Raw genomic sequence first — 25779 nt, 5'->3', positions numbered from 1 at the left:
AACTGCAAAGGCGGTTATTTTATCGTGTTTCCGCGCCAAAAAGAATAAGCAAAACCGCTGCCGGCGCAATATTTTAATGATTGGGCGTATAATGAGGCCGTCTGAAAATATTTAATCCTTGTTTATTATGATTTTTCAAGCCCACTGGTTTTCGCCGGCCGTTTTTATCGCAGCATGGCTGATTTTGGCCGTACTGCTTGCTCTGTGCGCGAAACCTGCTTTTAAAGCATTTGCCGCACACCGTTCCGCCGTGACCTTGGCCGTAGTCATTTTGACCACGGCATGGCTTTTGAATGCCGCGCCCGACGACGGCCAGCTGGCCGGCATGAGCTATCATTTGCTGGCAATGAATCTGACCGCGCTGATGTTGGGCGCACCTGCCGCGCTGTGGCTGGGCGCATTGCTGCTTTTTCCTTATGTTTGGCTGTTTGGCGGCGGTTTGTCGGTTTATCCGGTCAATGCCTTGGCTCTGCTGCCGCCGCCGTTGGCCGTAAACATCGTGTTCCGCCGTTTGGTCAATCTGTTGCCGGCCAATCTGTTTATCTTTATTTTCGTCAACGGATTCATCGGATCCGCCGTCAGCATTCTGTTTACCGGCTTGGTGTTGGTTTCGGTTTTGGATTGGGCCGCCGCTTTTCCGAGTCAGGCATTATGGTCGACCGCCCTGCCCGTTTTCATTCTGATCGCTTGGGCGGAAGCCTTTTTAAGCGGCATCACCACCGCGATTTTCGTTGCCTTGCGACCGCAATGGCTGAACACTTTTGACGACAACCGCTATCTGAAGCCCGCCAATAAAATCTGGTGATTTTCAGACGGCCTCAAGGAAAACCATGTTTCCTGCTTCTCTCCTGCCCATTGCCGCCGGTGCCGTATCCGGTGCCGTCATCCGTTGGCTTTTGGGGCTGTATTTCACCCACGCTTCCGCTTCGTTTGCCTTCGGCACGTTGGCCGCCAATTGGATAGGTGCTTTTCTTATCGGCATATGCGCCGAACTGGTTCACCATCCGCAATGGAAACTGCTTTTGATTACCGGCTTTCTCGGCAGCCTGACCACATTTTCCGGCTTTTCACTGGAAATCGTGAACTTTATGCAGGCGCAGCGTTGGGGCGCGGCCCTCCTTACCGCGGCATTACATATTTTCGGCTCTTTGATTCTGACCGCTTTGGGCATTTGGCTTGCCCAATGGCTCAAGGCCGTCTGAAACATTTTCAGACGGCCTGAGAAGTACAAACCGGATATTTGAAAAACAGGGAGACGCAAAAGCTTCTATCGGCCTGCGTCAGTCTATGCCGATGTCCAGACACACCACTTCGCCGCATACCGCTTTCGCCGCTTCAGCCATGTGCGCCGGTTTGTACGCACCGAAGGCATAGGTGATGTCGGCACGAAATGTCTCTCCGTCATATTCGGCTGTATCGCCGTTCAGCCCCGTAGGCATTCAATCACCGCACCGTATGCATTGGGCGTTTTCAGACGGCCTGACAAATCCGACTCGTCCAGAAAAGTGATGCGCGGCAAACCGCTTAACCGCATCCGGTTAAGCGCCGCCAATGCCGACAAAGTGCTGCCACACACGAAAACAACATCCACCTGCCAACCCTGCTGCTGCAAAACCCGCGCCATTACCAAGCCGTCGCCGCCGTTGTTGCCCTTCCCGCAAACCACCAATGCTTTCTGCGCCCGGCCAAAACGCCGTAAAACATCCGCCGCAGCCGTCTGCCCCGCGTTCTCCATCAACTGCTCAAACGATGTCCCCTTATCCACCGCCGCCTGTTCGGCTTCCCTCATTTCCCGGGCGGAATAGACTTTCATTTTCTCTGCTCCTGTTTCACCACATTCATTCTCTCTATTTTAAACGCCCGTACCGTTTTACTGAAGCCGGAACTCTCTTGCCGCAAGGCCGTCTGAAAACCGAATTTTCCTTTAAATTCCAGCTGTTAAAAGGCCGCTAACGAAAGTTAAGATTTGGAAATAAACTTGATGGCCTTTCTTAAAGGGAATAGATTAGACAATGTGTCAAAAGAACGGCGTTTCTTTGCAAACGTCTTGTTTAATCGATTGCTGTCAAAGGAAAAATCATGGCTAAGGCAAAAAAAGAGAAAACTGCTGCAACTTCTTCCAAACAAAAAACCAACCAAATCGGTTTGGAAAAAAGCGAGACCGCACCCATCAATGAGAAGCTGAACGCTCTGCTGTCGAGCTATCATGTGTTTTACCAAAACGTGCGCGGTTATCATTGGAACGTCAAAGGCGAACATTTCTTCTCGCTGCACGCCAAATTCGAGGAACTTTACACCGAACTGCAATTGCAGATTGACGAAATCGCCGAGCGCATCCTCACCCTCGCCGGTACGCCGCTGCACGCCTACAGCGATTTCACCGAACATTCTTCGATTAAAGAACATAAAAACGTATTCGACGGGCGCGAGTGCGTGGAAGGTCTGGTCGGGGGTTTGCAGGAATTGATTGAAGAGCAGCGCACAGTCATTGCCGCGGCCGACGAAGCCGGCGACGAGGGCACGGCGGATTTGATTACCGGCTATGTGCAGGCGCAAGAGAAATTGATTTGGATGTACAACGCATTTTTGGGTGTGAAGAAATAACTCACCTGATACATTGTTTTTACAGGCAGATTAAAGGCCGTCTGAAAAGTTTTTCAGACGGCCTTTCGCATTATTTCAATGCTGCCAGCAGTTTGTCGTGAATGCCGCCGAACCCGCCGTTGCTCATCACCAAAATCTGATCGCCCACTTGGGCGTTTTTCACGATTTCGGCGATAAACGCGTCAAAATCTTTGCCGACGTGTAGTTTGCTACCCAACGGCGCAAGTGCGGCGGCCACGTCCCAATCTACACCGCCCGCGTAGCAGAATACCAAATCGGCTTCTTTCAGGCTTTCGGGCAACGCAGCGGCCATCGTGCCGAGCTTCATGGTGTTGGAACGCGGTTCCAACACGGCCAAAATGCGCGCGCTGCCGACTTTTTGGCGCAAACCGGCCACGGTGGTGGCGATGGCGGTCGGATGGTGGGCGAAGTCGTCGTACACGGTAATGCCGCCAACCGTACCCTTGATTTCCATGCGCCGCTTCACGTTTTGAAATTTGCCCAAGGCTTCGCAGGCCGTCTGAACGTCCACACCGGCATGACGCGCGGCGGCAATCACGGCCAGCGCGTTCAGGCGGTTGTGTTCGCCGAGCAAATCCCATTCCACGCGACCTGCTTTTTCGCCTTTGAAAAACACGTCGAAACTGCCGTTTTCATCGGCTTCACCAATCTGCCAACCCGCTTGGTTACCGAACCATTCAATCGGCGTCCAGCAGCCTTTGTCTATGGTTTCGTGCAGGGCTTCTTCGCGGCCGTTGGCGACAATCAGGCCGCCTGAAGGCACGGTGCGGACAAGATGGTGGAACTGGGTTTGAATAGCGGCCAAGTCAGGGAAAATGTCGGCATGGTCGAATTCCAGATTGTTCAAAATCGCGGTGCGCGGACGGTAATGCACGAATTTACTGCGTTTGTCGAAAAACGCGGTGTCGTATTCGTCGGCCTCAATCACGAAAAACGGCGATCGGCTGTTCGGGTCGAGCTTCGGCGTTTGCGGCAGACGCGCAGACACGCTGAAATTCTGCGGCACGCCGCCAATCAAAAAGCCCGGCGCAAGCCCGGCGTATTCCAGCACCCAAGCCAGCATGGATGCGGTGGTGGTTTTGCCGTGCGTACCCGCCACACCCAACACCCAACGGCCGTGCAGCACGTTTTCCGCCAGCCATTGCGGGCCGGAAATATACGGCAGGCCGCGGTTCAGCACCGCCTCCACCACGTCCATGCCGCGTTTGGCCACATTACCGATCACATAAACATCGGCTGGGAATTCATCAAGCTGCGCCGCATCGAAACCTTCGTGAACGCCGATGCCCAAGGCTTCGAGCTGGGTGCTCATCGGCGGATACATTTTCGCGTCGCAACCGCTGACCTTAAACCCCGCTTCTTTGGCGATGGCCGCCACGCCGCCCATAAACGTGCCGCCGATGCCGATAATGTGGATGTGTTTCATAAAATCGTCTTTAAATTTCAAAAACGCACATTATAACGGAATTTACGCCCGAAAGGCCGTCTGAAAATCGTTTTCAGATGGCCTTCCGGTAAAACATTTCTTGGCACAGGCCCTCCATTAAGCGGGACTCACGGCCACAGCCACGCCCACACCCTGCGCCCTTCGGCTTGCAGCAGCATCAGCGTACGGCAGGCGGAAGCGGTATTCATACATTCCATCCCGATACCGTATGCCGCCGCCTGCGCGATGATTTTCGGGTGGATAAATTCCTGCTTCTCTCCGGTACCGACAATAATCACTTCGGGATAATCCTCCGGCCTTGCCGTCTGAAAAAAATCGCTGATTTGCAGTTCAGACGGCCTTTTTGGCGGCATCAATCCAACCGATTCGCAACGCAGGATAACCGGCTGATTCCAACTTTGCCCCCCGATTTCAATCCTGCCGTTTTGATAGGCACTCACCGCCGCTGCCGACGGGTTGGCGTTCTCTTCGATCAACATCATTCGTCCTTCATGGCTCAGACAATTTCACCTGCTTCGGCCAACTGCCCTGCCGCACTGTTTCAAACCGTTTTCAGACGGCCTGAGTTCCATAAAAAAGGTGCAAAAACAGGTAATTTCGGGTAGGATTAGCAACTTTGACGTCCGCACCGCGCCTGTTTGAAATGTAAAGGCCGCACCGCTTGCGCGACAGTTTACGCTATTGAAAAATCCGGCTCAACAAGGAGACACAATGAAGCCAGTGAATATCGGTCTTTTAGGTTTAGGTACGGTAGGCGGCGGCACCGCGACCGTTTTGCAGGAAAACGCCGCAGAAATCAGCCGCCGTTTGGGGCGCGACGTGCGGATTTCCGCCGTGTGCGACAGAAGTGCCGAAAAAGCCGCAGAAGTTGCGCCGAATGCCGCTTTTGTGCAAGACCCGTTTGCATTGGTTCAACGTGACGATGTGGATGTGGTGGTCGAATTGTTCGGCGGCACCGGCATTGCCAAAGATGCGGTATTGAAAGCCATCGAAAACGGCAAACACATTGTGACCGCCAATAAAAAACTGCTGGCCGAATACGGCAACGAAATCTTCCCTTTGGCCGAATCGAAAAACGTGATGGTGCAATTCGAAGCAGCGGTCGCCGGCGGCATTCCGATTATCAAAGCCCTGCGCGAAGGTCTGGCCGCCAACAACATCAAATCCATCGCCGGCATCATCAACGGCACCAGCAATTTCATTTTGAGTGAAATGCGCGAAAAAGGCAGCGCGTTTGCCGACGTGTTGAAAGAAGCGCAGGCTTTGGGCTACGCCGAGGCCGACCCGACTTTCGACATCGAAGGCCATGATGCCGGTCATAAAATCACCATCATGAGTGCGTTGGCATTCGGTACGCCGGTCAATTTCAATGCCTGCTATCTGGAAGGCATCAGCAAGCTCGACAGCCGCGACATCAAATACGCGGAGGAACTGGGCTACCGCATCAAATTATTGGGCATCACCCGCAAAACCGACAAAGGCATCGAATTGCGCGTGCATCCGACCCTGATTCCGGAAAGCCGCCTGTTGGCGAATGTCAACGGCGTGATGAACGCCGTACGCGTCAATGCCGATATGGTCGGCGAAACGCTGTATTACGGCGCAGGCGCGGGTGCATTGCCGACCGCCAGCGCAGTCGTCGCCGACATCATCGACATCTGCCGCATGTTGGGTGCGGACGCCGAAAACCGCGTACCGCATCTGGCGTTCCAACCGCAAGGCGTGAAAGCGCAAACCATTCTGCCGATGGATGACATCACCAGCAGCTACTACCTGCGCGTCCAAGCCAAAGACGAACCGGGCACATTGGGCAAAATCGCCAACCTGTTGGCCGAGCAAGGCGTATCCATCGAAGCTTTGATTCAAAAAGGCGTGATTGACAAAACCACCGCCGAAATCGTGATTCTGACCCACAGCACGGTCGAGAAAAACATCAAAACCGCCATCGCCGCCATCGAGCGACTCGATTGCGTCGAAACACCGATTACCATGATCCGCATGGAAAGTCTGCATGGCTGAGCAACCGTTAACCCCTGAAGAACAGGCAGCCAAAACCAAAAAAGCCAAGGCCAAAATCCGTACCATCCGCATTTGGGCATGGATTATCATGGCGTTGCTGGTGAGCTTTTTCTTTTTGTCGCAATGCGCCCTGTCCAAGCCCAAAGCCAAGCAGGCCATCATCGAATCGTGTGTGAAAAACATTCCGTTTGCCGACAAATGGCAGGCCGATTTGAAAGCGCGAGGCTTGGAAGGCAAAGGCGGACAAGTGATTGTCGATTACTGCGTCTGCATGTGGGACGAACCTTTGGAGAAACTCAGCGAAAAGCAAATCCAATCGTTCAGCAAAATCAGCGCGCAAGAGCAACTCGATTTGCTCGGTGGTGCAGCGGCATTCGAAGCCCGCGACAAACAGTGTATCGCCGGTTTGAAAGCAGAATGAACCAACGGCAAAAAGGCCGTCTGAAAATAATTTTTTCAGACGGCCTTATTTATTTTCAAACGCGTTCAGACCGGTTTATTCATAAAATCACCGCGTTTAATCAATACATACGCCAGCGTGACCGCCAAAGCAGCCAGCCCTGCGCCGACAAAACCGATACCGCCCAAGCCCAGCCAAACGGTCACGTAATGCCCCAACAGCGCACCGCCGCCGATACCGACGTTATACAGCCCCGAATAAATCGACGTGGCAACATCGGTGGCGTCCGAAGCGAAGTTCAACACTTTGGCAATCATCGACAGGCTGACCACGCTGATGGCGATGCCCCAGACAAAGCACAACGCGTAAACCGCCCATGCCGAACCGGCAAACGGCCACAGCAACGCTGTCATCAATGCCACAACGGCAGCCGCACCGATGAAAAACTGCCGCGGAAATTTGGCAAACCATTTGCCGAATACATACGAAGCGACGAAACCGGCCGCACCATACAGCCCCAATACGACCGTTACCTGCTCCGGCCTGAAGCCGCCGATTTGCAGCACAAACGGCTCGATATAGCTGTACGCGGTAAAATGCGCGGTGATGATCAGAATGGTAAAGGCATAAAGCAGCATCAGGTTTTTGCGTTTTACCAGCAAAGGCAGGCTGCCCAACGAGCCGGAATTTACGCTCGGCAGCAAAGGCAGGTTTTTCGCCAGCACCACCATCACCGCCGCCGCGCAAATGCCAATCAGCAGAAAACTGATCTGCCATGAATAAAACTGGCCGATGACCCGTCCCAGCGGAATGCCCATCACCATCGCCATGACCGTGCCGGTACTCAGCAAACCCAATGCCTGCGTGCTTTTTCCCTGAGGCGCAACCCGTACCGCCAAAGATGCCGTAATCGACCAAAACACCGCATGGGTCAAGGCAATGCAAATCCTGCTGGCCAGCAACACGCCGAAATTCCAAGCGAAAAACGACAATACATGCCCCGCGACAAACACGGCAAACAAAATCAGCAAGAGCTTGCGGCGTTCGAAATTTTTCGTCGCCAGCATCAGCGGCAGCGACAGCAAGGCCACAATCCACGCATACACGGTCAGCATAATTCCGACTTCGGTCGAAGCCATGCCGAAGGTCTGGCCGATGTCGCTCAACAGCGCAATCGGAATAAATTCGGTGGTGTTGAAAATAAATGCGCCCACCGCCAAGGCCAATACGCTGAGCCATTGCTTTTTCTCTTTGGCCGCCGACATAATTTTTATCCTTCCCTATCAAAACAGGGGCGTTATTCTACTCCGTTCATACGGCAATGAAAACGATAACAACCGACTACATTTCGTTTGTTTTCAAATGTTTCAGACGGCCTTTTCAGGCAGGCCGTCTGAAAAAAGACTTGACCCTGACCCCGAGTTAAGGTTTATATTGGAAATACTGTTTTTACCGAAGGAAAAAATCATGGAAACCGTTACCTTAAACATCGAAGGCATGACCTGCGGCGGCTGCGTCAAAAGCGTGACCCGCATTCTGGAAAGCACCGACGGCGTCGCCAAAGCCGAAGTCAGCTTGGAAAACAAAAACGCCGTGATTGAATTTGATGCGGCCAAAACCGATGTCGATGCCTTAATCGAGGCCGTGGAAGACGGCGGCTTTGACGCTTCGCGTTGATATAAAACTACCCGAGGCCGTCTGAATGGTCGTTTCAGACGGCCTTTATCAAGACTTGACTTTAACCTGATGTAAAGGTTTAAGCTGTCTTTATTGTCAACCTGATGGACAAAAAACATGCAACAGAAAGTCCGTTTTCAAATCAAAGGCATGACCTGCCAGGCCTGTGCTTCGCGCATCGAAAAAGTGTTGAACAAAAAAGACTTTATCGAAAGCGCGGGGGTTAATTTTGCCAGCGAAGAGGCACAGGTCGTGTTCGACGGCAGCCGAAGCTCGGCTGCCGACATTGCCCGAATCATCGAAAAAACCGGTTTCGGCGCAACCGAAAAAACCGATGCGCTGCCCCAAGCCGACGGCGGCGGACCGGTGCATATCGGCTGGCGTTTGTGGCTGCTGCTGGCGGTTAACGTGCCGTTTCTCATCGGCATGGCGGGGATGATGATCGGCCGCCACGATTGGATGATGCCGGCGATGTGGCAGTTTGCCCTGGCCAGCATCGTGCAGCTTTGGCTGGCGGTTCCGTTTTACAAAAGCGCATGGGCTTCGATTAAAGGCGGCTTGGCCAATATGGACGTGCTCGTCACCATCGGCACGGTATCGATTTACCTCTATTCGGTGTACATGATGTTCCACCACCGCGGCATGGGACACGACGGTATGGCACATGTGTATTTCGAAGCCGGCGTGATGGTGATCGGTTTCGTATCGCTGGGCAAATTTTTGGAACACCGCACAAAAAAATCCAGCCTGAACAGCCTGTCGCTGATGCTCAAGCTCACGCCGGGTAAAGTGAATGTACAGCGCGACGGCACATGGCAACCGCTGCCTTTAGACCAAGTGCAAACCGGCGATATGCTGCGCGCCAACCACGGCGAGCGCATTGCTGCCGACGGCGTGGTCGAAAGCGGCAGCGGCTGGACGGACGAAAGCCATCTCACCGGCGAATCCAATCCCGAAATGAAACAGGCGGGCAGCAAGGTTTTGGCCGGCGCACTGGTGACCGACGGCAGCTTGGTTTACCGTGCCACGCAGCTGGGCAGCCATACACTCTTGGGCGACATGATGAACGCGCTTTCCGAAGCGCAAGGCAGCAAAGCACCGATTGCACGCGTGGCCGACAAAGCGGCGGCGGTTTTCGTACCGGTGGTGGTCGGCATTTCGCTGCTGACTTTCGCGCTCACTTGGGGCATCAAAGGCGATTGGCAGGCAGGGTTGATGCATGCGGTGGCGGTATTGGTGATTGCCTGTCCGTGTGCCTTGGGCTTGGCCACACCGGCGGCGGTCATGGTCGGTATGGGCAAAGCGGTGAAACACGGCATTTGGTTCAAAGACGCCGCTTCGTTGGAAGAATCGGCGCATGTCGATGCCGTCGTGCTCGACAAAACCGGCACGCTGACCGAAGGCCGCCCGCAAGTGGCTGCGGTTTATCTCGTGCCCGACAGCGGTTTCGATGAAGACGATTTGTTCCGTATCGCCGCTTCCGTCGAGCAAAATGCTGCCCACCCGCTTGCCGATGCGATTGTGTCCGCCGCATTGGCGCGCAACTTGAATCTGCCGGAAAGCAGCGGCGCGCAGACCGCGGTCGGCGCAGGCATTTTCGCCGAAATCGACGGCATAGGTTCGGTCAAAGTCGGCAAACCCGATTATGCCAACCTGACTTTACCGGCCGGTTTAGGCGGCGTGTGGCCGATTGCCAGTTTGGTTGCGGTATCCGTTGACGACCGCCCCATCGGTGCATTTGCCCTGGCCGATGCCCTAAAAAGCGACACCGCCGAAGCCATACGCCGTCTGAAAGCGCATGACATCGATGTGTACGTAATGAGCGGCGACAATCAGAACACGGTCGAATACATCGCATCGCAATTGGACATCGGACACGCGTTCGGCAACATGAGTCCGCGCGACAAAGCGACCGCGGTACAGAAGTTGAAAGAGGAAGGCAGAACCGTGGCCATGGTCGGCGACGGCATCAACGATGCGCCCGCGTTGGCCGCCGCCAATGTCAGCTTTGCCATGAAAGGCGGTGCCGACGTCGCCGAACACACCGCTTCGGCTACCCTGATGCAGCATTCGGTCAACCAACTGGTCGACGCCCTGCTCGTTTCGCGCGCTACGCTGAAAAACATCAAGCAAAACCTGTTTTTTGCCTTTTTCTACAATATCCTCGGTATCCCGCTGGCGGCATTGGGCTTTCTCAGCCCCGTGATTGCCGGTGCAGCGATGGCGATGAGTTCGGTCTCGGTGTTAACCAATGCTTTACGTTTGAAACGCGTGCGCATCCGATAATGCCAGATTGCTGCCAGGCCGTCTGAAACCGGATAATCGGCTTTCAGACGGCCTTTTTCATTTATAATCGCTTTTTATCTTGTACGGATTCCCAAGCATGGAAATGATAGCCGCAACCAATATATTTCTGATTATATTGCTGATTTTTACCGCACTGTTGGTATGGTCTCGCAATTGGAAACGCAAACAGGCTTATCTGGAACACATCAAAAGCAAACCGGAAACATTCCAATGGATCAGCCAAAACCTGACCGGCGTGGAAATCAAGGATTTGAAAGCCGTGGCCGACCGCTTCGGGCTGCCCATGCTGCAAGCCAAGCAATTGATTGATTTTTATCGTAAAAACCATAAAAACTGACAGACTTTACACAATCCTGCCCTTTCATTTGACGCATATTAAGGCCGTCTGAAACGATTGATATTATGATGTTGTCTGTTTCAGACGGCCTTAATATCGGGGGAAATATGACGGTTTACCTTATCGGCGATTCAATCCGGCTGGGTTACGAAGCGGCAGTTCAAGCCGCCCTGCCTGATACGGCGGTACTCTCGCCGGTCGGCAATTGCCGCTCGTCAAACGATGTGTTGCGGCATATCGGGCAATGGACACAAGGGGCGCAAGCCGGCGACATCATCCACCTCAACTGCGGTTTGCACGACATCCGCTACCATCCCGGCAGCCCTAAGCCTTTGACCGACATCCACACTTACCATGCCAACCTGCGGCAGATTTTCAGCCGCCTGCAGCAGACCGGTGCCAAGATTATTTGGGCAAGCAGCACGCCGTTTCTGCAAAGCGTGCACAACGTGACCAAACCGTCGCGCCGCTATCTGAAAGACATCCATGCCTACAACCAGGCCGCCAAAGACTTGGCGGATGAATTCGGCTTTGCAGTCAATGATTTGTACGGTTTGATGTTCGTGCAGGATTTAACCGCGCTGACGCTTGGCGACGGACTGCATTTCAACGAGTTCGGCAATCAGATTTTAGGCAACGCCGTAGCCGAATCGATCCGGAAAATTTATTCATAAACCGATTTAGAAAACAGAGGCCGTCTGAAAACCTGATTTTCAGACGGCCTTTTCTTGTTTACGGAATTTCAGATGCCCGAGGCCTTGCAATCCGAAAATCTTCAAAAAATCTCTAATCCGTCATTTAGCTGGACGGGGGCGCAGCAAACCGGCACAGCGGATGACCGACATGGATTTTCAGGTTTCACCACAATTGTGCAAAAGTTCCGGCCTAGCCGCGCATCACCGCTTCAATATCGGCCACGCTTTTCGGTGCTGCCACAGTATAGTTTTCACACCCGTCTGCCGTGACCAGCACATTGTCTTCAATACGGATGCCGATATTTCGGAATGCCTCGGGAATGTCGTCTGCCGCCGCGATATACAGCCCCGGCTCGACGGTGCTGCACATGCCGGGCTGCAACAGCAGCGGCTTGCCGTTGTGCCAGCGTTTGCCGACATCGTGTACGTCCAGGCCGACCCAATGCCCCAAGCCGTGCATATAGAACCGCTGATAGGCTTGCGATTCGATGTTGCCGTCGACCGTACCGCGTAACAGTTTGCAGTCAATCAGCCCCTGAACCAAAATCTTCAAGGCAATCAGATGGATGTCGCCCCAATCGGCATTCGGTTTCACGGCGGCGATGGCGGCTTCGTTGGCGGCCAACACGATTTCGTAAACCTCTTTTTGGGCAGCATTGAATTTTCCGTTTACCGGAAAAGTACGCGTGATGTCGCCTGCGTACAAGCCGTATTCCGCACCTGCGTCAATCAGCAGCAAATCGCCGTCGCGCAAAATGTCTTTGTTGTCGACATAGTGCAGGCAGCAGGCGTTTTTACCGCCTGCGATAATGCTGTTGTAAGACGGGAAGCGCGCGCCGTGGCGCATGAATTCGTGCAGGATTTCCGCCTCGATTTGCAGTTCGCTTATGCCGGCACGGGTTTTCTGCATGGCACGGATATGCGCCAATGCGCTGATTTCCCCTGCTTTTTTCAGCAGCGCGGTTTCATACTCGTCTTTAATCAGACGCATGGGGTCAAGCACGGCGGCCAAATCCGCCAGATTATCCGGCGCATAGGTATTGGCCTGAATGCGGCGGCCGGCGCTCTGCTGCACGGCGTGCCATTTGCCCATTACTTCCCTGTCGCGTTCCGGGTAAAGCCCCCACAGCGCATACAGGCTTTTTTTGTTTAACATGGCTTGGCTGAGATGGTGCAGCCATTCGCTGTTGCTATACGCTTCGTCAAAGCCGAATACTTCGCACGCCGCTTCAGGGCCGTAGCGGAACCCGTTCCAAATCTCGCCCAATTCGTCTTTATCGCGGCAGAACAATATGCTTTTTTGTGTCGCCCCGTCCAACAGCAACACAGACTGCGGTTCGCCAAAACCGGTCAGGTAATGAAAATAGCTGTCTTGGCGGAACGAAAATTCGGTGTCGTTGCTGCGGCGTTGTTCCGGTGCGGCAAATAAGACCGCCACGCCTTCGCTGCCGATTTCGTTCAATACGCGCCGGCGGCGGCGGATAAACGGAGTGATGTCCATGATGATTCCTTGTGAATAAGGCCGTCTGAACGTGCGATACTGTTTTCAGACGGCCTGAATGTGAAGTTGCATAAACCGGAATATCCGGTTATTTCAGCCTTTTGGCCTGTTCGGTTTTGCAGGCGAACCACAAAGCCGCCGCCGCGCCGCACACATCGGCCACCGCATCCCAAAACGAACCTTCGCGCGTTTGGGTCAACAACGCCTGCGCGCACTCGCTGGCAACCGCAAACACTACGGCGGCAATCATCAGGCCGCGATAGGGAATCGGGTGTTTACCGGTCATATAGGCTTTGGCGAGCAGCCAGAATTGTGCGAAAAATAAAGCGAAATGCGCCACTTTGTCGAAATTCGGAAAAGGCGGCGCACCGCCTTCCGACTCGCGCAGCAGCAGCGAATAAACGGCGGCGGCAAACCATAATGCCGCCAAAACGGTAAATTTATTGCGCGGCAATGTCATGTCTGCCCTCTTCGTCCAGCCATGTTTGGCAGATTTTGGCCAAACGCACGAATTTCCCGCCGCGCGTGTTTAACAAATCGCGCCATTGCGCCACTTCTTCACGGCTCGGTGCGTCGTCCATGCTGCATTCGTATAACAAAAAATCAAGGGTTTCTTCGACTGTACCGACGCTTTCAGTCTGAATCAAATCAATCAGTCCGTTCATTTTAAGGCCGTCTGAAAATGGGTTAACGACTGTGTAAAAAACGCTGCGCTTCTTCAAATTCACCGGCCGTCAGCAGCGGAATACCCCGGATGGATTTATTCACCGCATCTTCAATCAATTGGCGGTGTTCCGCACTCGGCTTATTGAGCACATAAGCCGATACCAAAGATTTGTCGCCCGGATGGTCGATACCGAGACGCAGACGGTAGAAATCCGGCGTACCCAAACGGGCCTGGATGTCTTTCAAACCGTTGTGACCGCCGTTCCCGCCACCGAGCTTGAATTTAATGCGGCCGCACTCGATGTCTAATTCATCGTGCACCACCAGAATTTCTTCGGGCTTGATTTTGTAAAACTGCGCCAAGGCCGCCACCCCCTGACCGGAACGGTTCATAAACGTCATCGGCTTGATGAGCCAGACATCGCCTTCCGGACGGCTAGCGCGCGCCACTTCGCCGAAGAATTTTTTTTCTTCTTTAAAGGCAACTTTCCATTGCCACGCCAACTCATCCAGCAGCCAAAAGCCGGCATTGTGCCGGGTTGCTTCGTATTCTTTGCCGGGATTACCCAAGCCGACAATCATTTTGATTGGATTGGACATGTTCTTCTCGTGTTGTTCTCATTAAGGCCGTCTGAAAATTTTCAGACGGCCTCGTATTCATTGAATCATATATCTGCCGGTTTGCGATTCCGGAGATTTTTCGGTTTGGCAGCATCTACCACGCTGTTTCAAACCGAAACCGTTTCAGACGGCCTTTAATCTTCCTGATTCTGTACGCGCCGTCTCCTCGCTTCCTTCGGGTCGATCAGCAAAGGCCGGTATATTTCGATGCGGTCTTTTTCGCGCAATACGGTATCGTCTTTAACGGCTTTTCCAAAAATCCCAAGTTTGGCCGTGTTCAAATCCAAATCAGAAAACTCGTTTTCCAAACCGCTTTGCAACGCAGCCTGGCGGATGGTGGTACCCTCGGCTACCTGCATGGTTTTCAAAACCTGCTTGTCAGGCAAGCCGTACACGATTTCGATGTTAAGCATAGCGGCGGTCAGCCTCTTTGACAAACGCGTCCACCAAGGTATCGGACAAATGATTGAACACCGGAGAAATCACGGCCGACAAAATCGAACTGCTGAATTCGTATGCCAATTTGAATTCGATTTGGCACATGTCGTCTCCCAAATCGACAAACCGCCATGTGCCGCATAAGGTTTTAAACGGCCCTTCAAGCAAATCCATTTTGATTTCCTGCCCCGGGATATTATGGTTGTGCGTAGCGAAAGACTGCCGCACGCCCATGTAATCCATAAACAGCCGCGCTTTCAACTCGGTATCGGTGCGCTCGAGGATTTCTGTTTTACTGTACCACGGTAAAAACCTCGGGTAATCCTCCACCCGGTCAACCAGCTCAAACATCTGTCCGGCACTATGCAACACCAATACGCTTTTTTCTACTGTTTTCATGACGAATCAAACTTGAGTAAAAGTGGCATTATAAACGAATTTGTTTCGGTTTTCAGACGGCCTTTGCTGATACGGTAAAATCAACCAACCATCAAGACAAAGCAGCCCGCTATAGAAAATCGAAATGATTTTCCGGCTGATTGCGTAATGTACAAAACCTTCCAAACAAAGCCGGTGGAAATCAATTTGGCTCCGCTACCTGCTCAGTCCTTACTTCCCCACTATTCAGACATAAAAAACGGCAGCGTTACCACTGCCGTTCGATATAACTTTATGGCTTGCCCATGCCCGAATCATTATCGGAAGAATGTTCCGGTTTGACATTTTGCACTTCGGTTTGCGGCCCCTCGGGGGTAATAACCATGACTTGCTCCGGTTCGCCCTTCGGTTCCTCAGGTTCATCCTTGCGCAGATTATGACTGTAATCCTTCGGCGGACTAGGCTGCTGACCCGCCATGATTTCCAGAACCTGATCCCGGTCGATGGTTTCCCAATCCATCAGAGCCTTACACATGGTTTCCATTTTATCCCGGTTCTCATCCAAGATTTTGTACGCCAAGGCATATTGCTCGTCCAAAATACGGCGGATTTCGGCATCCACGTCCTGCTGGGTTTTCTCGGAAATGTTTTGCGAACGGGTCACGCTGCGTCCCAAGAAAACTTCGCCTTCGTTTTCCGCGTAAACCATCACGCCCATTTTGTCGCTCATGCCGTAGCGCGTTACCATTTCGCGGGCAATTTGCGTGGCACGTTCAAAGTCATTGGATGCACCGGTAGAAATACGGCCGACAAAAATATCTTCGGCAATACGTCCGCCAAACAGAATGGCAATTTGGCTCAACATCTGGTCTTTGTACATGCTGATGCGGTCACGTTCGGGAAGCTGCCAAGTCAGACCCAGCGCACGGCCGCGCGGCATGATGGTGACTTTATGCACCGGATCGGTATTTTCCAAACTTTCCGCAACGATGGCATGACCCGATTCATGGTAAGCCGTCGCACGTTTCTCATCTTCGTGCATCACCATTGAGCGGCGCTCGGGACCCATATAAATTTTGTCTTTCGCATCTTCAAAATCGCTTTGATCGACTTTGATTTTATTGCGACGGCCGGCAAACAAAGCGGCTTCGTTCACCAAGTTGGCCAAATCGGCACCTGAAAAACCCGGTGTACCGCGCGCCAAAGAGGTCAGGTCAACCGACTCGTCCAAAGGCACTTTTTTGGCGTGCACTTTTAAAATCTGCTCGCGACCGCGGATGTCGGGCAGCGGCACCACGACTTGACGGTCGAAACGGCCCGGACGCTGCAACGCAGGATCCAATACATCAGGACGGTTGGTTGCGGCAATCACAATCACGGTTTGGTTGCTTTCAAAGCCATCCATTTCAACCAGTAATTGGTTCAAGGTCTGTTCGCGCTCGTCATTGCCCCCGCCCAAGCCGGCACCGCGCTGGCGGCCTACGGCATCGATCTCATCGATAAAGATGATGCAAGGCGAATTTTTCTTGGCCTGTTCGAACATATCCCGTACACGGCTGGCACCGACACCGACGAACATTTCGACGAAATCCGAACCGGAAATGCTGAAAAACGGTACGCCCGCTTCGCCAGCAATCGCTTTGGCCAGCAAAGTCTTACCCGTACCCGGGCTGCCCGCAAGCAAAATACCGCGCGGTACACGTCCGCCCAAACTCTGGTAGCGCGAAGGAGCTTTCAGGTAATCGACGATTTCCTGCACTTCTTCTTTGGCTTCGTCGCAGCCGGCCACATCGGCGAAGGTCACTTTGTTGGCATCTTTATCCAACAACTTAGCGCGGCTTTTACCGAATGAAAACGCACCGCCTTTACCGCCACCGCCGCTTTGCATACGCATGAAGTAAAACCACGCACCAATCAGCAGCAATACCGGCAGCAGGCTGAAAAACAAACTGCCCAGCATGCTTGGTTTTTCTTCGGGCGTAACTTTCACGCGGACGTTTTTATCCAATAAAGTCTGAATCAGCTTATCGTCAAGCGGGGCATTGGTAAAAAACGATGTTTTGTCCGCGCGTTCGCCTTTAATCAGGTAACCGCTGACCACCGAACCCTCGATATTTACGCTGGCCACTTCACCGTTGTTTACCTGCTGGATAAACTGCGAATATTCGATTTGTTGTTTATTTTCCTGCTTGTCGTTAATGGCATTGAATGCCGCCATCAAGCAGACACCCAAAACCAACCAGACCAATACATGTTTAATGGTATTCCCCACTGAATCAGGCTCCATATATAAAGGTAAACGAAAGAAACGATTTTAAAGCACGCTGCCCATATTGTCAGCGTTTATTTTTGCCCAATAAATAAATCTCACTGGAGCGATTGCGGGAAGCCTCGGGCTTGCGCGTCTGAACGCTACCGAATAATTCCCTCATGGCCGACATATATTCCTGATAGCCTGCGCCCTGAAATACTTTAACCAAAAAACTGCCGCCCGTTTTCAAATGGTTGGCAGCAAAGTCCAATGCCAATTCGCACAGATAAAAGCTCTTGGCCTGATCGGTGACGGCGTTACCCGACATATTGGGTGCCATATCGCAAATTACAAGATCCAGGGGACGATTATCCAACAGCGATTCCAATTGCGCCAAAACACCTTCTTCACGAAAGTCGCCCTGAATAAAGGAAACACCGTCGATCTCTTCCATCGGCAAAATATCCAAAGCAAATACTTGGCCGTTTTTACCGACCAACTTGGCCGCTACCTGCGACCAACTGCCCGGTGCGCTGCCCAAATCAGCCAAAACCGTACCCGGTTTGATGAGTTTGTCTTTTTCATTGATTTCCAATAGCTTATAAGCGGCCCGCGCACGGTAGCCGTCTTTTTGCGCCATGTGGACATAGTGATCGTTAACATGCTCGTTGAGCCATGCCTTGGAAGATTTGGAACGTACTGCCATAATGTATCTATATGAGAATCAAACGGCGTTATTGTACGTTATTTTCTCGCAGGCCGTCGTTAAATCGCGTACAATACCAGCTTATTATTTTGATTCAAGCAATACGACATGACCGACGATAAATTAAGCACCAAAGAAATTTTGGAACTCAAAGCCCGTGCCCACCATCTTAATCCGGTGGTCATGATCGGCCAACACGGTTTGACCGATGCCGTCATTAAAGAAACCGATGCCGCCCTCACTGCCCACGAATTGATTAAAGTACGTGTCTTGGGCGATGACCGTCAGGAACGCATCGAAATATGCAATGCTTTGTGCGAAGCCGTTGATGCGCAATTGGTGCAGCATATCGGCAAATTATTGGTATTGTGGCGCAAAAACTTGGAAATGTAGGCAAGTTCGGCCATATCGCGCAAAGGCCGTCTGAAAAATATTCTTTCAGACGGCCTTTGTCTATGTTTATTTATTTCCACTCCAACGCCGAAATCCGCCAGACCAATACTGCGGCCAAAATGGCGCATATCATGTAAATCAAACTGGAAATACCGTGCCATACGCCGAATGAACCGCCGGTCAGATCCAGCAGCCAATTCGCAGTTTGTGTTTTGAGGGCTTCAATCACGGGTGTTACCAGAAATTGATTCACGGCCAAACCTGCCCACAGCACCTCAATCAATCTACTGTTCACCGAGCGGATATTTTGTACGGCCGACAGACGTTTGCCCGCAAAATATACCAAAGCCCAAATGACTAAGCCGCTATAAGAAACAACAGCAAACAGTTCTCCGGCAATTGCTCCGGCCTGTAATTTAGGCAAATTCTTAAACAACACCGGCGCGGCAATATAGCCCGCCATCACTTGCAGACCCAGCCACACCCCGGCCAATGCCGCCACTGATTTATTCATCGTTTCATCCTTTACCGGCAAACCGTAACTTCTGCAGAATTTTCATCTTGACCACATTGTTTGCTATGTGTTTCTCGAATATTCATCTGTCTATATAACCATCGTTTTAAACCACAATCAAACCTGCGGTTTTTCAAAGACCGCAGCCGTCTGAAAATCTGTGCTTTCAGACGGCCTGATTAAAACCCCTTGTCGGATTCATGGTTTTGTTGCCCGATGGATTTCAGATGTATTGCACCGAAATAATGTCATACTCGCGCACACCGCCCGGAGCCTGCACTTCCGCCACATCACCTTCTTCTTTACCGATTAAAGCGCGGGCAATGGGTGAGCCGACATAAATTTTCTTCTCTTTGATATCCGCTTCGTCTTCGCCCACGATTTGGTAAGTTACCTGCTCTTCGGTTTCCAAATCTTCCAAAGTCACGGTGCTGCCGAATACAATCTTACCTTCCGCATGGATTTCGACCGGATTGATGATGTGCGCCAGAGAAAGTTTGTTTTCCAATTCGGAAATGCGGCCTTCGATGAAGCCTTGGCGTTCTTTGGCCGCTTCGTATTCTGCATTTTCCGATAAATCGCCGTGCGAGCGCGCTTCCGCAATCGCTTCGATGATTTCGGGACGGGCAACGCTTTTGAGGTGTTGCAATTCTTGTTTCAACAATTCCGCACCGCGCACAGTCAAAGGAATTTTCTGCATGGTATGTTCTCCGTAAAGCGTTTGTACGCTTCTTCATTGATGGTGTCGCGCCCACGATTAGGTCAATCGCGGGCGCAAAATAAAAATACAAGCCGCCTGTGTATCGGCGGCTTGCTCGTAAAAGATTCGATGGCGTTATTGTACCATCAAACTTGAAAACCGCAATAATAAAACCTGATTCAGCGGTTTTCCGTAGCTTATTGGTCACATAAACCGCAGGCCGTCTGAAAAGGGAAGGATATTTTTCAGACGGCCTGTTTCATGTTATGAAATCAGAACGGAATGTCGTCATCAATATCGTCAACCGGGGCTGCCTGAGCTGCCGGTGCCCGACGTGCAGGAGCTGCCGGAGGCGCACTCGGAGCCTCCTGCTGATATGCCGGTGCAGATTGGTAAGACTGCTGCGGTGCAGCCGGTTGATAACCTTGCGAACTTTGATAACCACCCTGGTCATAAGCCCCGTCGTCATAAGGTGCGCCGCCCGAGTTATCGTTGCGGCTGCCCAGCATTTTCATTTCACTGGCGATAATATCGTAGGCTGTGCGTTCGATACCGTCTTTACCTTGGTATTTACGGCTTTGGATACGGCCTTCCAGATACACTTGGCTGCCTTTGCGCAGATATTGGCCGGCAATTTCGGCCAAACGGCGGTACATGGTAATGTTGTGCCATTCGGTTCGTTCTTGGCGTTGGCCGTTGCGGTCGTTCCATGTTTCGCTGGTGGCGACGCTGAAGTTGCACACCGCTTCGCCGTTGGGCATGTAACGTACTTCCGGATCGCGCCCCAAACGGCCGATAAGGATAACTTTATTCAATGACATATCAATCTCCTGAAATGATTTTTTCCGCCGCCTTTTGGTCGAAACCTTTTTGCAACGCTTTAATATAAACGGTATGTTTGTCTTGGCTGAACGTCACGGCCTCTACCCCCTGCAATCCCGTAAGCGCGCGGTAAAGCGTGTCGGTCCGCCCGTGCCATTGCGGCTGTACCGCATAAGCAACATTCTTTACCGGCTTCGGTGCGGGAGAAACTGATGCGATCAACAGCCAAAGCAGCATCAATGCGCTGCAAAAGGCAAACACACCGTTAAAACCGTAATGCTGGAGTAATATCCCGCCGACAGCACCGCCGACAAACAAGCCCACTGACTGCATGGTATTGTACACACCCATCGCGGTCCCCTTCAAATCCGACGGCGCGATTTTCGATACCATCGACGGCAGGCTGGCTTCCAATATGTTGAAACCGATGAAATAGACAATCATAAAGGCCGTAATCAGCCAAATCGAGTCCAGACCGAACATCAAAGCAATCTGTGCGGATGCAATACAGCCGATGCCGAATACAAACACCTGTTTCAGCTTGTTGCGCGTTTCCCCGACGATAATGAGCGGAACCATCAATACCAAACCGATGACCGTAGCCGGCAGATACACTTTCCAATGCTGGTTTTTCAACAATCCCAGAGCTTCCATTGCAAACGGCAGCGTAGTAAACAAAGCCATTTGCGCCGCATGAAGCGCGAAAATACCGAAATCCAAACTCAATAACTGGCGGTTGCCCAATACCTCAGCCACACGACCGGGCTGTGCTTGCGCATCTTCATGCAGGCGCGAAACGTCCGGATTGGGTGTCAGCCATGCCACCACACCTATGCTGGTTAAGGTCAATACGCCCGTTAAGACAAACAGCCCCTGCACACCGATTACATCGGCCATCACCGGCGCAGCCACCAGGCTCACAGAAAAAGTCAGACCGATGCTCAAACCGATCATTGCCATTGCGCGTGTACGCACTTCGTCCCGCGTCAAATCGGCCAACAAAGCCGTAACTGCCGCGCTGACCGCCCCGGCTCCTTGGACAGCACGCGCCGCCACCAGCATAGTCAGCGAATCTGCCGCAGCCGCCATAAAACTACCCGCGGCAAACAGAATCAAACCGATATAAATGACTTTTTTACGGCCGAATTTATCCGAAGCCATGCCCAACGGCAGTTGCAAAACCGCCTGAGTCAGCCCGTAAACGCCCATTGCCACGCCGACTAAAGCTTTATTGTTTTCCGCTCCCGGCAGGTTCGCCGCATACAGAGCCAACACGGGCAACACCAAAAACATACCCAGCATACGCAGTGCGTAAACGCCGGACAAGGTCGTGCTGGCGCGCCATTCGTGCGGAAACATCTGTATACGGTTGTCTCTAGCCATAATAATTTTTCAGACGGCCTCATTGCTGACAATGCCGTCTGAAATCTAAAAAGTTCTTAACGTAAAAGATTATACAGTATTCAAAACGCTTTGCATTTGCTTTGTTGGTGCGTTCTGGTTTTGAATGAAATCCATACAGGCCGTCTGAAAACGAGCGCAGAGAGTTTCAGCAAAGCTAAAATGAGCGCAACGGATCCCTGTGAGGCCAAAACGCACGCAATAAATTTCTGCGAAGTTAAATTTTCAGACGGCCTTATTCAGATTTATCCGCTCCACTGCCAGCGGTTGCGCCATGCCCCCAACACGGCGTTGGGGTATTTATTGCTGCCCAGGCTGCCGTTGAACCGTGCCAGCGCACGAACCAGATTGCCTTTTTCCACGTTATTGTAATGGCGCAGAATGGTGCAGCCGTAGCGCAGGTTGGTGCGGATGTCGAAAAGGTTGTGCGAAGGTTTGCCGATGTAGTTTTTCCAAAACGGCATGACCTGCATCAGGCCGCGCGCACCGACACCGCTGATGGCATACTGGCGGAAGGCACTTTCCACTTCAATCAAACCCAACACCACCTGCGGATTCAAACCGGCACGGCTGGCTTCATAATGGATATTAATCAGCAGACGGCGGCGTTCCGCCTCGTCGGGGACAAACCTTGCCAAACGCGCCGACATCGCCTGCAGCCAGCGTTCGCCTTCGGCGGCACTGGAAAACACCAAACGCGCTGGATTGACATTATTGATGGAACCGCGCATAACGGAAGCCACATCGTCGGACAAAGTTTCCTCGCGTTGCGCGCCGGCAACGGCCAAGGCGGGGCTGAAAAGCAGTGCGCCGCCCGCAATCAGCAGGCGGCGGCGTTGCAAATATTCTTGAGAAAGCGGAGCAGCGTTTTTTTTCATGGGTAACGTATTGTGTTTTCGGTCATTATTGATATAGGGTTCATGCCTTTTTTCAGGCCGTCTGAAATTTCAGACGGCCTATTATAAGAGTATCTTTGAACTGAATCAAAGGTTATCCTGATTAGGGGATGACAGCGTTTTTTGCACCATGTAACATATTACCTTCTTTCCCTACCTACTTTTTGCCTCCCATGACACCCGGTTCAAACCTTCTCGCTTCCGTGGACTTAGGTTCCAACAGCTTTCGCCTGCAAATTTGTGAAAACAACAACGGCCAGCTCAAAGTCATCGATTCGTTCAAACAGATGGTGCGCTTCGCCGCCGGTTTGGACGAACAGAAAATTCTCAGCGAAGAATCCCAAGAACGTGCTTTGGAATGCCTGGCCAAATTCGGCGAACGCCTGCAGGGTTTTCCGCCCGAACAAGTCCGCGTGGTCGCCACCAATACCTTCCGCGTCGCCAAAAACATCGCCCAATTCATTCCCAAAGCCGAAGCTGCGCTGGGTTTCCCGATCGAAATCATCGCCGGCCGCGAAGAAGCGCGTCTGATTTACACCGGCGTGGTGCACACCCTGCCGCCCAACGGCGACCGGATGCTGGTTATCGACATCGGCGGCGGCTCGACCGAATTCGTCATCGGCTCGGATTTGAAACCGATCCACACCGAAAGCCTGCCGTTGGGCTGCGTGACTTACAGCATGCGCTTTTTCCAAAACAAAATCACCGCCAAAGATTTTCAGGCCGCCATTTCCGCCGCGCGCAACGAAATCCAGCGCATCAGCAAAATGATGAAGCGCACCGGCTGGGATTTCGCCGTCGGTACATCCGGTTCGGCCAAGTCCATCCGCGACGTGCTGGCTGCCGAATACCCGCAGGAATCCGACATTACATATGAGGGCATGAAAAAGCTGGCGGACAGGATTGTCGAAGCCGGTTCGGTCAAAAAAGCCAGATTCAACGATTTGAAACCGGAGCGTGTGGAAGTATTCGCCGGCGGCCTGGCCGTCATGATGGCGGCTTTTGAAGAATTGGAAATCAAAAAAATGATGGTCACCGAAGCCGCTTTGCGCGACGGCGTGTTTTACGACCTCATCGGCCGCCAACTCAACGAAGACATGCGCGACCAGACTACCGCCGAATTCCAAAAACGCTACCACGTCAGCCTGAACCAGGCCAAGCGTGTGGCCGATACTGCGCAAACCTTTATGGAAAACCTGTGTTTGGCGCGCAATGTGCCGGTGCAGGACTTGGCCAACTGGAAGCAGTTTCTGCGTTGGGCGGGGCTGCTGCACGAAATCGGCATCGACATCGCCCACACCAGCTACCACAAACATTCGGCCTATATTCTGGAAAATGCCGATATGCCCGGCTTTTCGCGCAAGGAACAGACCACTCTGTCGCATTTGGTGCTGGGGCATCGGGGCGATTTGAAGAAAATGACCGATATTGCCGGCGACAACCAAGTGCTGTGGTATGCGATTTTATCCCTGCGTTTGGCCGCACTCTTCTGCCGCGCCCGTCTGCCGCTCGAACTGCCCAACCAGCTGCAATTCCGCATCGATGCGGAAAAACAGGGCGTGATACTGCGCATCAGCGCGGCTTGGCTCGACAAACATCCGCTGATTGCGTCTGCATTGGATTACGAAAGCCAGCAATGGAATAAAATCAACCTGCCGTTTGATGTGCAGACCTTATAAGCAATAAAAAACGTAGGCCGTCTGAATTTTCAGACGGCCTTTCGTTTGACTGTGCGGCTTCGGCTGTATTCGGATATTTTGCCGCAGCTCCGGTTACCGCCATAAACCGCGGCACATCAAACCGAACCTTTGATTGGCAAGGCCGTCTGAAATTTCAGCATCGCAGAAATACTTCGCCCGTTTCAGACGGCCTGATGTTATGCGGCTTAAGGACAAGGATTACTGATTTCCGCATGAACCTCGTTAACCGCATTCAACACGTCTTCGCCCAACACGATTTCCGCCGTGGCAATGTTTTCGCGCAATTGCTCCATCGTGGTCGCGCCGATGATGTTGCTGCCGACAAAACTCTGCTGCGTGACAAAGGCCAAAGAAAGTTGCGTCAGCGTCAGGCCTGCATCTTCGGCGATTTTCGCGTAACGCTCCACCGCCTCATCCGCTTTCGGCTTGGTGTAGCGTTGGAAACGTTCAAACAGAGCCAATCGGCTGCCTTCCGGTTTCGCACCGTGGCGGTATTTTCCGGTCAACACGCCGAATGCCAGCGGCGAATAGGCCAACAACGGGATTTCTTCCCGCAGGGAAATCTCGCTCAAATCCACTTCGTAACTCCGGTTGAGCAGATTATAAGGGTTCTGCACCGAAGCCACGCGCGGCAAACCGCTGTTTTTCTCGTGCTGATTCAGATACCGCATCACGCCCCACGGCGTTTCGTTCGACAAACCGAAAGCGCGGATTTTACCCTGCTTCACCAATTCGCCCATCGCATCGACAATTTCTTCAATCGGTGTGAACGCTTCGTCATCGGGCAATTCGGCCACGCCCAATTTACCGAAGAAATTGACTTTGCGCTCCGGCCAATGCAGTTGGTACAAATCCAGATAATCGGTGTTCAGCCGCTGCAAACTGGCATCGCAGGCTTCCAAAATCTGCGCGCGGGAAAAATCGTTGCCGTTGCGGATATAGCTCTCCAGCCGGTTGGCTCCGGTAGGGCCGGCAATTTTGCTCGCCAGCACAAAATCATCGCGTTTGCCGCGCGCCTTAATCCACGAGCCGATGTAGCGTTCGGTGGTCGCATACGTTTCCTTGCCGGGCGGCACGGGATACATTTCCGCCGTATCGATAAAATTCACGCCGTTGGCCAAAGCGTAATCGAGCTGCTCATGCGCTTCCTGTTCGGTGTTCTGTTCGCCCCACGTCATCGTGCCCAAGCAGATTTTGCTGACTTCGATACCGGTAAGGCCGAGTTTGCGCTGTTCCATATGATTCCTTTCTTGCACCGTTTTTTTTCAGACGGCCTCAGACATGG

28 protein-coding genes and 1 pseudogene are annotated in these 25779 nt (G+C 52.5%); 11 read left to right on the top strand and 18 right to left on the bottom strand.

Annotated elements, in window-relative coordinates; genetic code table 11:
* Window positions 1-127: 127 nt before the first annotated feature.
* Window positions 128-805 (top strand): energy-coupling factor ABC transporter permease, encoded by a 678-nt coding sequence (locus ACM67E_RS05885; protein ID WP_416192678.1) that lies wholly within the window; start codon window positions 128-130, stop codon window positions 803-805.
* Between the two features lie 25 nt (window positions 806-830).
* Window positions 831-1202 carry a fluoride efflux transporter CrcB gene (gene crcB / locus ACM67E_RS05880; RefSeq protein ID WP_416192677.1) on the top strand — a complete coding sequence of 124 codons (372 nt, stop codon included), beginning with the start codon at window positions 831-833 and terminating at the stop codon, window positions 1200-1202.
* 78 nt (window positions 1203-1280) lie between these two features.
* On the opposite strand, the pseudogene ACM67E_RS05875 reads toward crcB, so the two are convergent.
* Window positions 1281-1813 (bottom strand): annotated as a pseudogene (locus ACM67E_RS05875) (NAD(P)H-hydrate epimerase).
* Window positions 1814-2079: 266 nt separating this feature from the next.
* On the opposite strand from ACM67E_RS05875, the gene ACM67E_RS05870 reads away from it, so the two are divergent.
* Window positions 2080-2604, top strand: coding sequence for a Dps family protein (locus tag ACM67E_RS05870; protein WP_416192676.1), 525 nt, complete (start codon window positions 2080-2082; stop codon window positions 2602-2604).
* A 70-nt stretch (window positions 2605-2674) separates the two neighbouring features.
* Here the strand turns inward: ACM67E_RS05870 and mpl are convergent, their stop codons facing one another.
* Both mpl and ACM67E_RS05860 read right to left on the bottom strand, forming a co-directional pair.
* A complete protein-coding gene (mpl, locus tag ACM67E_RS05865; protein ID WP_416192675.1) occupies window positions 2675-4051 on the bottom strand; it encodes a UDP-N-acetylmuramate:L-alanyl-gamma-D-glutamyl-meso-diaminopimelate ligase in 1377 nt (458 codons plus the stop codon).
* Between the two features lie 128 nt (window positions 4052-4179).
* The gene (locus tag ACM67E_RS05860) at window positions 4180-4551 is read right to left on the bottom strand and encodes an Mth938-like domain-containing protein (protein ID WP_416192742.1); all 372 of its coding nucleotides are present in this window, start codon (window positions 4549-4551) and stop codon (window positions 4180-4182) included.
* Window positions 4552-4783: 232 nt separating this feature from the next.
* On the opposite strand from ACM67E_RS05860, the gene ACM67E_RS05855 reads away from it, so the two are divergent.
* Both ACM67E_RS05855 and ACM67E_RS05850 read left to right on the top strand, forming a co-directional pair.
* The gene (locus ACM67E_RS05855) at window positions 4784-6091 is read left to right on the top strand and encodes a homoserine dehydrogenase (protein ID WP_416192674.1); all 1308 of its coding nucleotides are present in this window, start codon (window positions 4784-4786) and stop codon (window positions 6089-6091) included.
* Window positions 6084-6512, top strand: coding sequence for a hypothetical protein (locus ACM67E_RS05850; RefSeq protein WP_416192673.1), 429 nt, complete (start codon window positions 6084-6086; stop codon window positions 6510-6512). Before ACM67E_RS05855 ends, ACM67E_RS05850 begins: the two co-directional genes overlap by 8 nt.
* Window positions 6513-6577: 65 nt before the next feature.
* Here ACM67E_RS05850 and ACM67E_RS05845 read toward each other — a convergent pair whose 3' ends face one another.
* Window positions 6578-7756 carry a sugar transporter gene (locus ACM67E_RS05845; RefSeq protein WP_416192672.1) on the bottom strand — a complete coding sequence of 393 codons (1179 nt, stop codon included), beginning with the start codon at window positions 7754-7756 and terminating at the stop codon, window positions 6578-6580.
* Window positions 7757-7958: 202 nt separating this feature from the next.
* On the opposite strand from ACM67E_RS05845, the gene ACM67E_RS05840 reads away from it, so the two are divergent.
* From ACM67E_RS05840 to ACM67E_RS05825, 4 genes are all read left to right on the top strand, one after another.
* Window positions 7959-8168 (top strand): heavy-metal-associated domain-containing protein, encoded by a 210-nt coding sequence (locus tag ACM67E_RS05840; RefSeq protein ID WP_416192671.1) that lies wholly within the window; start codon window positions 7959-7961, stop codon window positions 8166-8168.
* 117 nt (window positions 8169-8285) lie between these two features.
* On the top strand, window positions 8286-10454 hold the full coding sequence (locus ACM67E_RS05835) for a heavy metal translocating P-type ATPase (RefSeq protein WP_416192670.1): 2169 nt from the start codon (window positions 8286-8288) through the stop codon (window positions 10452-10454).
* Between the two features lie 97 nt (window positions 10455-10551).
* Window positions 10552-10812, top strand: coding sequence for a hypothetical protein (locus tag ACM67E_RS05830; protein WP_416192669.1), 261 nt, complete (start codon window positions 10552-10554; stop codon window positions 10810-10812).
* Window positions 10813-10919: 107 nt separating this feature from the next.
* Window positions 10920-11486, top strand: a complete 567-nt coding sequence (locus tag ACM67E_RS05825; protein WP_416192668.1) for an SGNH/GDSL hydrolase family protein — start codon at window positions 10920-10922, stop codon at window positions 11484-11486.
* Between the two features lie 211 nt (window positions 11487-11697).
* On the opposite strand, the gene ACM67E_RS05820 is transcribed toward ACM67E_RS05825, so the two are convergent.
* The 8 genes from ACM67E_RS05820 to ACM67E_RS05785 all read right to left on the bottom strand — a co-directional run bounded on the left by ACM67E_RS05820 (window position 11698) and on the right by ACM67E_RS05785 (window position 18068).
* Window positions 11698-13008: an aminopeptidase P N-terminal domain-containing protein gene (locus tag ACM67E_RS05820; RefSeq protein ID WP_416192667.1), complete on the bottom strand. Its 1311-nt coding sequence runs from the start codon at window positions 13006-13008 to the stop codon at window positions 11698-11700.
* A gap of 88 nt (window positions 13009-13096) precedes the next feature.
* Window positions 13097-13468: a VanZ family protein gene (locus tag ACM67E_RS05815; protein WP_416192666.1), complete on the bottom strand. Its 372-nt coding sequence runs from the start codon at window positions 13466-13468 to the stop codon at window positions 13097-13099.
* Window positions 13449-13673 (bottom strand): dioxygenase, encoded by a 225-nt coding sequence (locus ACM67E_RS05810; protein ID WP_416192665.1) that lies wholly within the window; start codon window positions 13671-13673, stop codon window positions 13449-13451. Before ACM67E_RS05810 ends, ACM67E_RS05815 begins: the two co-directional genes overlap by 20 nt.
* A 22-nt stretch (window positions 13674-13695) precedes the next feature.
* Window positions 13696-14274, bottom strand: a complete 579-nt coding sequence (pth, locus tag ACM67E_RS05805; protein WP_416192664.1) for an aminoacyl-tRNA hydrolase — start codon at window positions 14272-14274, stop codon at window positions 13696-13698.
* Between the two features lie 155 nt (window positions 14275-14429).
* A complete protein-coding gene (locus tag ACM67E_RS05800; RefSeq protein WP_416192663.1) occupies window positions 14430-14708 on the bottom strand; it encodes an RnfH family protein in 279 nt (92 codons plus the stop codon).
* On the bottom strand, window positions 14701-15132 hold the full coding sequence (locus tag ACM67E_RS05795; RefSeq protein ID WP_416192662.1) for a type II toxin-antitoxin system RatA family toxin: 432 nt from the start codon (window positions 15130-15132) through the stop codon (window positions 14701-14703). The genes ACM67E_RS05800 and ACM67E_RS05795 overlap by 8 nt, the downstream gene beginning before the upstream one ends.
* A gap of 271 nt (window positions 15133-15403) precedes the next feature.
* Window positions 15404-17383, bottom strand: coding sequence for an ATP-dependent zinc metalloprotease FtsH (gene ftsH, locus ACM67E_RS05790; RefSeq protein WP_416192661.1), 1980 nt, complete (start codon window positions 17381-17383; stop codon window positions 15404-15406).
* Window positions 17384-17447: 64 nt separating this feature from the next.
* On the bottom strand, window positions 17448-18068 hold the full coding sequence (locus ACM67E_RS05785) for an RlmE family RNA methyltransferase (protein ID WP_416192660.1): 621 nt from the start codon (window positions 18066-18068) through the stop codon (window positions 17448-17450).
* A gap of 108 nt (window positions 18069-18176) precedes the next feature.
* Here ACM67E_RS05785 and yhbY point away from each other — a divergent pair, with 108 nt between their 5' ends.
* Window positions 18177-18461, top strand: a complete 285-nt coding sequence (gene yhbY, locus ACM67E_RS05780) for a ribosome assembly RNA-binding protein YhbY (protein WP_416192659.1) — start codon at window positions 18177-18179, stop codon at window positions 18459-18461.
* 70 nt (window positions 18462-18531) lie between these two features.
* Here the strand turns inward: yhbY and ACM67E_RS05775 are convergent, their stop codons facing one another.
* The 5 genes from ACM67E_RS05775 to ACM67E_RS05755 form a co-directional block, all read right to left on the bottom strand.
* Window positions 18532-18975, bottom strand: coding sequence for a DUF4149 domain-containing protein (locus ACM67E_RS05775; RefSeq protein ID WP_416192658.1), 444 nt, complete (start codon window positions 18973-18975; stop codon window positions 18532-18534).
* A gap of 223 nt (window positions 18976-19198) precedes the next feature.
* Entirely contained in the window at window positions 19199-19675 is a 477-nt protein-coding gene (gene greA, locus ACM67E_RS05770) for a transcription elongation factor GreA (protein WP_416192657.1), read from the bottom strand.
* Window positions 19676-19947: 272 nt separating this feature from the next.
* Complete coding sequence (locus ACM67E_RS05765; RefSeq protein ID WP_416192656.1) at window positions 19948-20496, bottom strand: single-stranded DNA-binding protein; 549 nt, start codon at window positions 20494-20496, stop codon at window positions 19948-19950.
* A gap of 1 nt (window position 20497) precedes the next feature.
* Entirely contained in the window at window positions 20498-21880 is a 1383-nt protein-coding gene (locus tag ACM67E_RS05760; protein WP_416192655.1) for an MFS transporter, read from the bottom strand.
* Between the two features lie 263 nt (window positions 21881-22143).
* Window positions 22144-22776, bottom strand: coding sequence for a lytic transglycosylase domain-containing protein (locus ACM67E_RS05755; protein ID WP_416192654.1), 633 nt, complete (start codon window positions 22774-22776; stop codon window positions 22144-22146).
* Window positions 22777-22967: 191 nt separating this feature from the next.
* Here ACM67E_RS05755 and ppx point away from each other — a divergent pair, with 191 nt between their 5' ends.
* Window positions 22968-24473, top strand: coding sequence for an exopolyphosphatase (ppx, locus tag ACM67E_RS05750; RefSeq protein ID WP_416192653.1), 1506 nt, complete (start codon window positions 22968-22970; stop codon window positions 24471-24473).
* Between the two features lie 206 nt (window positions 24474-24679).
* On the opposite strand, the gene ACM67E_RS05745 is transcribed toward ppx, so the two are convergent.
* Window positions 24680-25732 carry an NADP(H)-dependent aldo-keto reductase gene (locus tag ACM67E_RS05745; RefSeq protein WP_416192652.1) on the bottom strand — a complete coding sequence of 351 codons (1053 nt, stop codon included), beginning with the start codon at window positions 25730-25732 and terminating at the stop codon, window positions 24680-24682.
* Window positions 25733-25779: the final 47 nt, after the last annotated feature.

The organism is Neisseria sp. CCUG12390 (assembly GCF_047837985.1).
In the GTDB taxonomy this organism is placed as follows: Bacteria; Pseudomonadota; Gammaproteobacteria; order Burkholderiales; family Neisseriaceae; genus Neisseria.
This window is presented reverse-complemented; position numbering and strand designations above follow the sequence as displayed.

Coding starts and splice junctions, on each gene's coding strand:
- ACM67E_RS05885 (WP_416192678.1), top strand. CDS start 128: ATGATTTTTCAAGCCCACTGGTTTTCGCCGGCCGTTTTTATCGCAGCA.
- crcB (WP_416192677.1), top strand. CDS start 831: ATGTTTCCTGCTTCTCTCCTGCCCATTGCCGCCGGTGCCGTATCCGGT.
- ACM67E_RS05870 (WP_416192676.1), top strand. CDS start 2,080: ATGGCTAAGGCAAAAAAAGAGAAAACTGCTGCAACTTCTTCCAAACAA.
- mpl (WP_416192675.1), bottom strand. CDS start 4,051: ATGAAACACATCCACATTATCGGCATCGGCGGCACGTTTATGGGCGGC.
- ACM67E_RS05860 (WP_416192742.1), bottom strand. CDS start 4,551: ATGTTGATCGAAGAGAACGCCAACCCGTCGGCAGCGGCGGTGAGTGCC.
- ACM67E_RS05855 (WP_416192674.1), top strand. CDS start 4,784: ATGAAGCCAGTGAATATCGGTCTTTTAGGTTTAGGTACGGTAGGCGGC.
- ACM67E_RS05850 (WP_416192673.1), top strand. CDS start 6,084: ATGGCTGAGCAACCGTTAACCCCTGAAGAACAGGCAGCCAAAACCAAA.
- ACM67E_RS05845 (WP_416192672.1), bottom strand. CDS start 7,756: ATGTCGGCGGCCAAAGAGAAAAAGCAATGGCTCAGCGTATTGGCCTTG.
- ACM67E_RS05840 (WP_416192671.1), top strand. CDS start 7,959: ATGGAAACCGTTACCTTAAACATCGAAGGCATGACCTGCGGCGGCTGC.
- ACM67E_RS05835 (WP_416192670.1), top strand. CDS start 8,286: ATGCAACAGAAAGTCCGTTTTCAAATCAAAGGCATGACCTGCCAGGCC.
- ACM67E_RS05830 (WP_416192669.1), top strand. CDS start 10,552: ATGGAAATGATAGCCGCAACCAATATATTTCTGATTATATTGCTGATT.
- ACM67E_RS05825 (WP_416192668.1), top strand. CDS start 10,920: ATGACGGTTTACCTTATCGGCGATTCAATCCGGCTGGGTTACGAAGCG.
- ACM67E_RS05820 (WP_416192667.1), bottom strand. CDS start 13,008: ATGGACATCACTCCGTTTATCCGCCGCCGCCGGCGCGTATTGAACGAA.
- ACM67E_RS05815 (WP_416192666.1), bottom strand. CDS start 13,468: ATGACATTGCCGCGCAATAAATTTACCGTTTTGGCGGCATTATGGTTT.
- ACM67E_RS05810 (WP_416192665.1), bottom strand. CDS start 13,673: ATGAACGGACTGATTGATTTGATTCAGACTGAAAGCGTCGGTACAGTC.
- pth (WP_416192664.1), bottom strand. CDS start 14,274: ATGTCCAATCCAATCAAAATGATTGTCGGCTTGGGTAATCCCGGCAAA.
- ACM67E_RS05800 (WP_416192663.1), bottom strand. CDS start 14,708: ATGCTTAACATCGAAATCGTGTACGGCTTGCCTGACAAGCAGGTTTTG.
- ACM67E_RS05795 (WP_416192662.1), bottom strand. CDS start 15,132: ATGAAAACAGTAGAAAAAAGCGTATTGGTGTTGCATAGTGCCGGACAG.
- ACM67E_RS05785 (WP_416192660.1), bottom strand. CDS start 18,068: ATGGCAGTACGTTCCAAATCTTCCAAGGCATGGCTCAACGAGCATGTT.
- yhbY (WP_416192659.1), top strand. CDS start 18,177: ATGACCGACGATAAATTAAGCACCAAAGAAATTTTGGAACTCAAAGCC.
- ACM67E_RS05775 (WP_416192658.1), bottom strand. CDS start 18,975: ATGAATAAATCAGTGGCGGCATTGGCCGGGGTGTGGCTGGGTCTGCAA.
- greA (WP_416192657.1), bottom strand. CDS start 19,675: ATGCAGAAAATTCCTTTGACTGTGCGCGGTGCGGAATTGTTGAAACAA.
- ACM67E_RS05765 (WP_416192656.1), bottom strand. CDS start 20,496: ATGTCATTGAATAAAGTTATCCTTATCGGCCGTTTGGGGCGCGATCCG.
- ACM67E_RS05760 (WP_416192655.1), bottom strand. CDS start 21,880: ATGGCTAGAGACAACCGTATACAGATGTTTCCGCACGAATGGCGCGCC.
- ACM67E_RS05755 (WP_416192654.1), bottom strand. CDS start 22,776: ATGAAAAAAAACGCTGCTCCGCTTTCTCAAGAATATTTGCAACGCCGC.
- ppx (WP_416192653.1), top strand. CDS start 22,968: ATGACACCCGGTTCAAACCTTCTCGCTTCCGTGGACTTAGGTTCCAAC.
- ACM67E_RS05745 (WP_416192652.1), bottom strand. CDS start 25,732: ATGGAACAGCGCAAACTCGGCCTTACCGGTATCGAAGTCAGCAAAATC.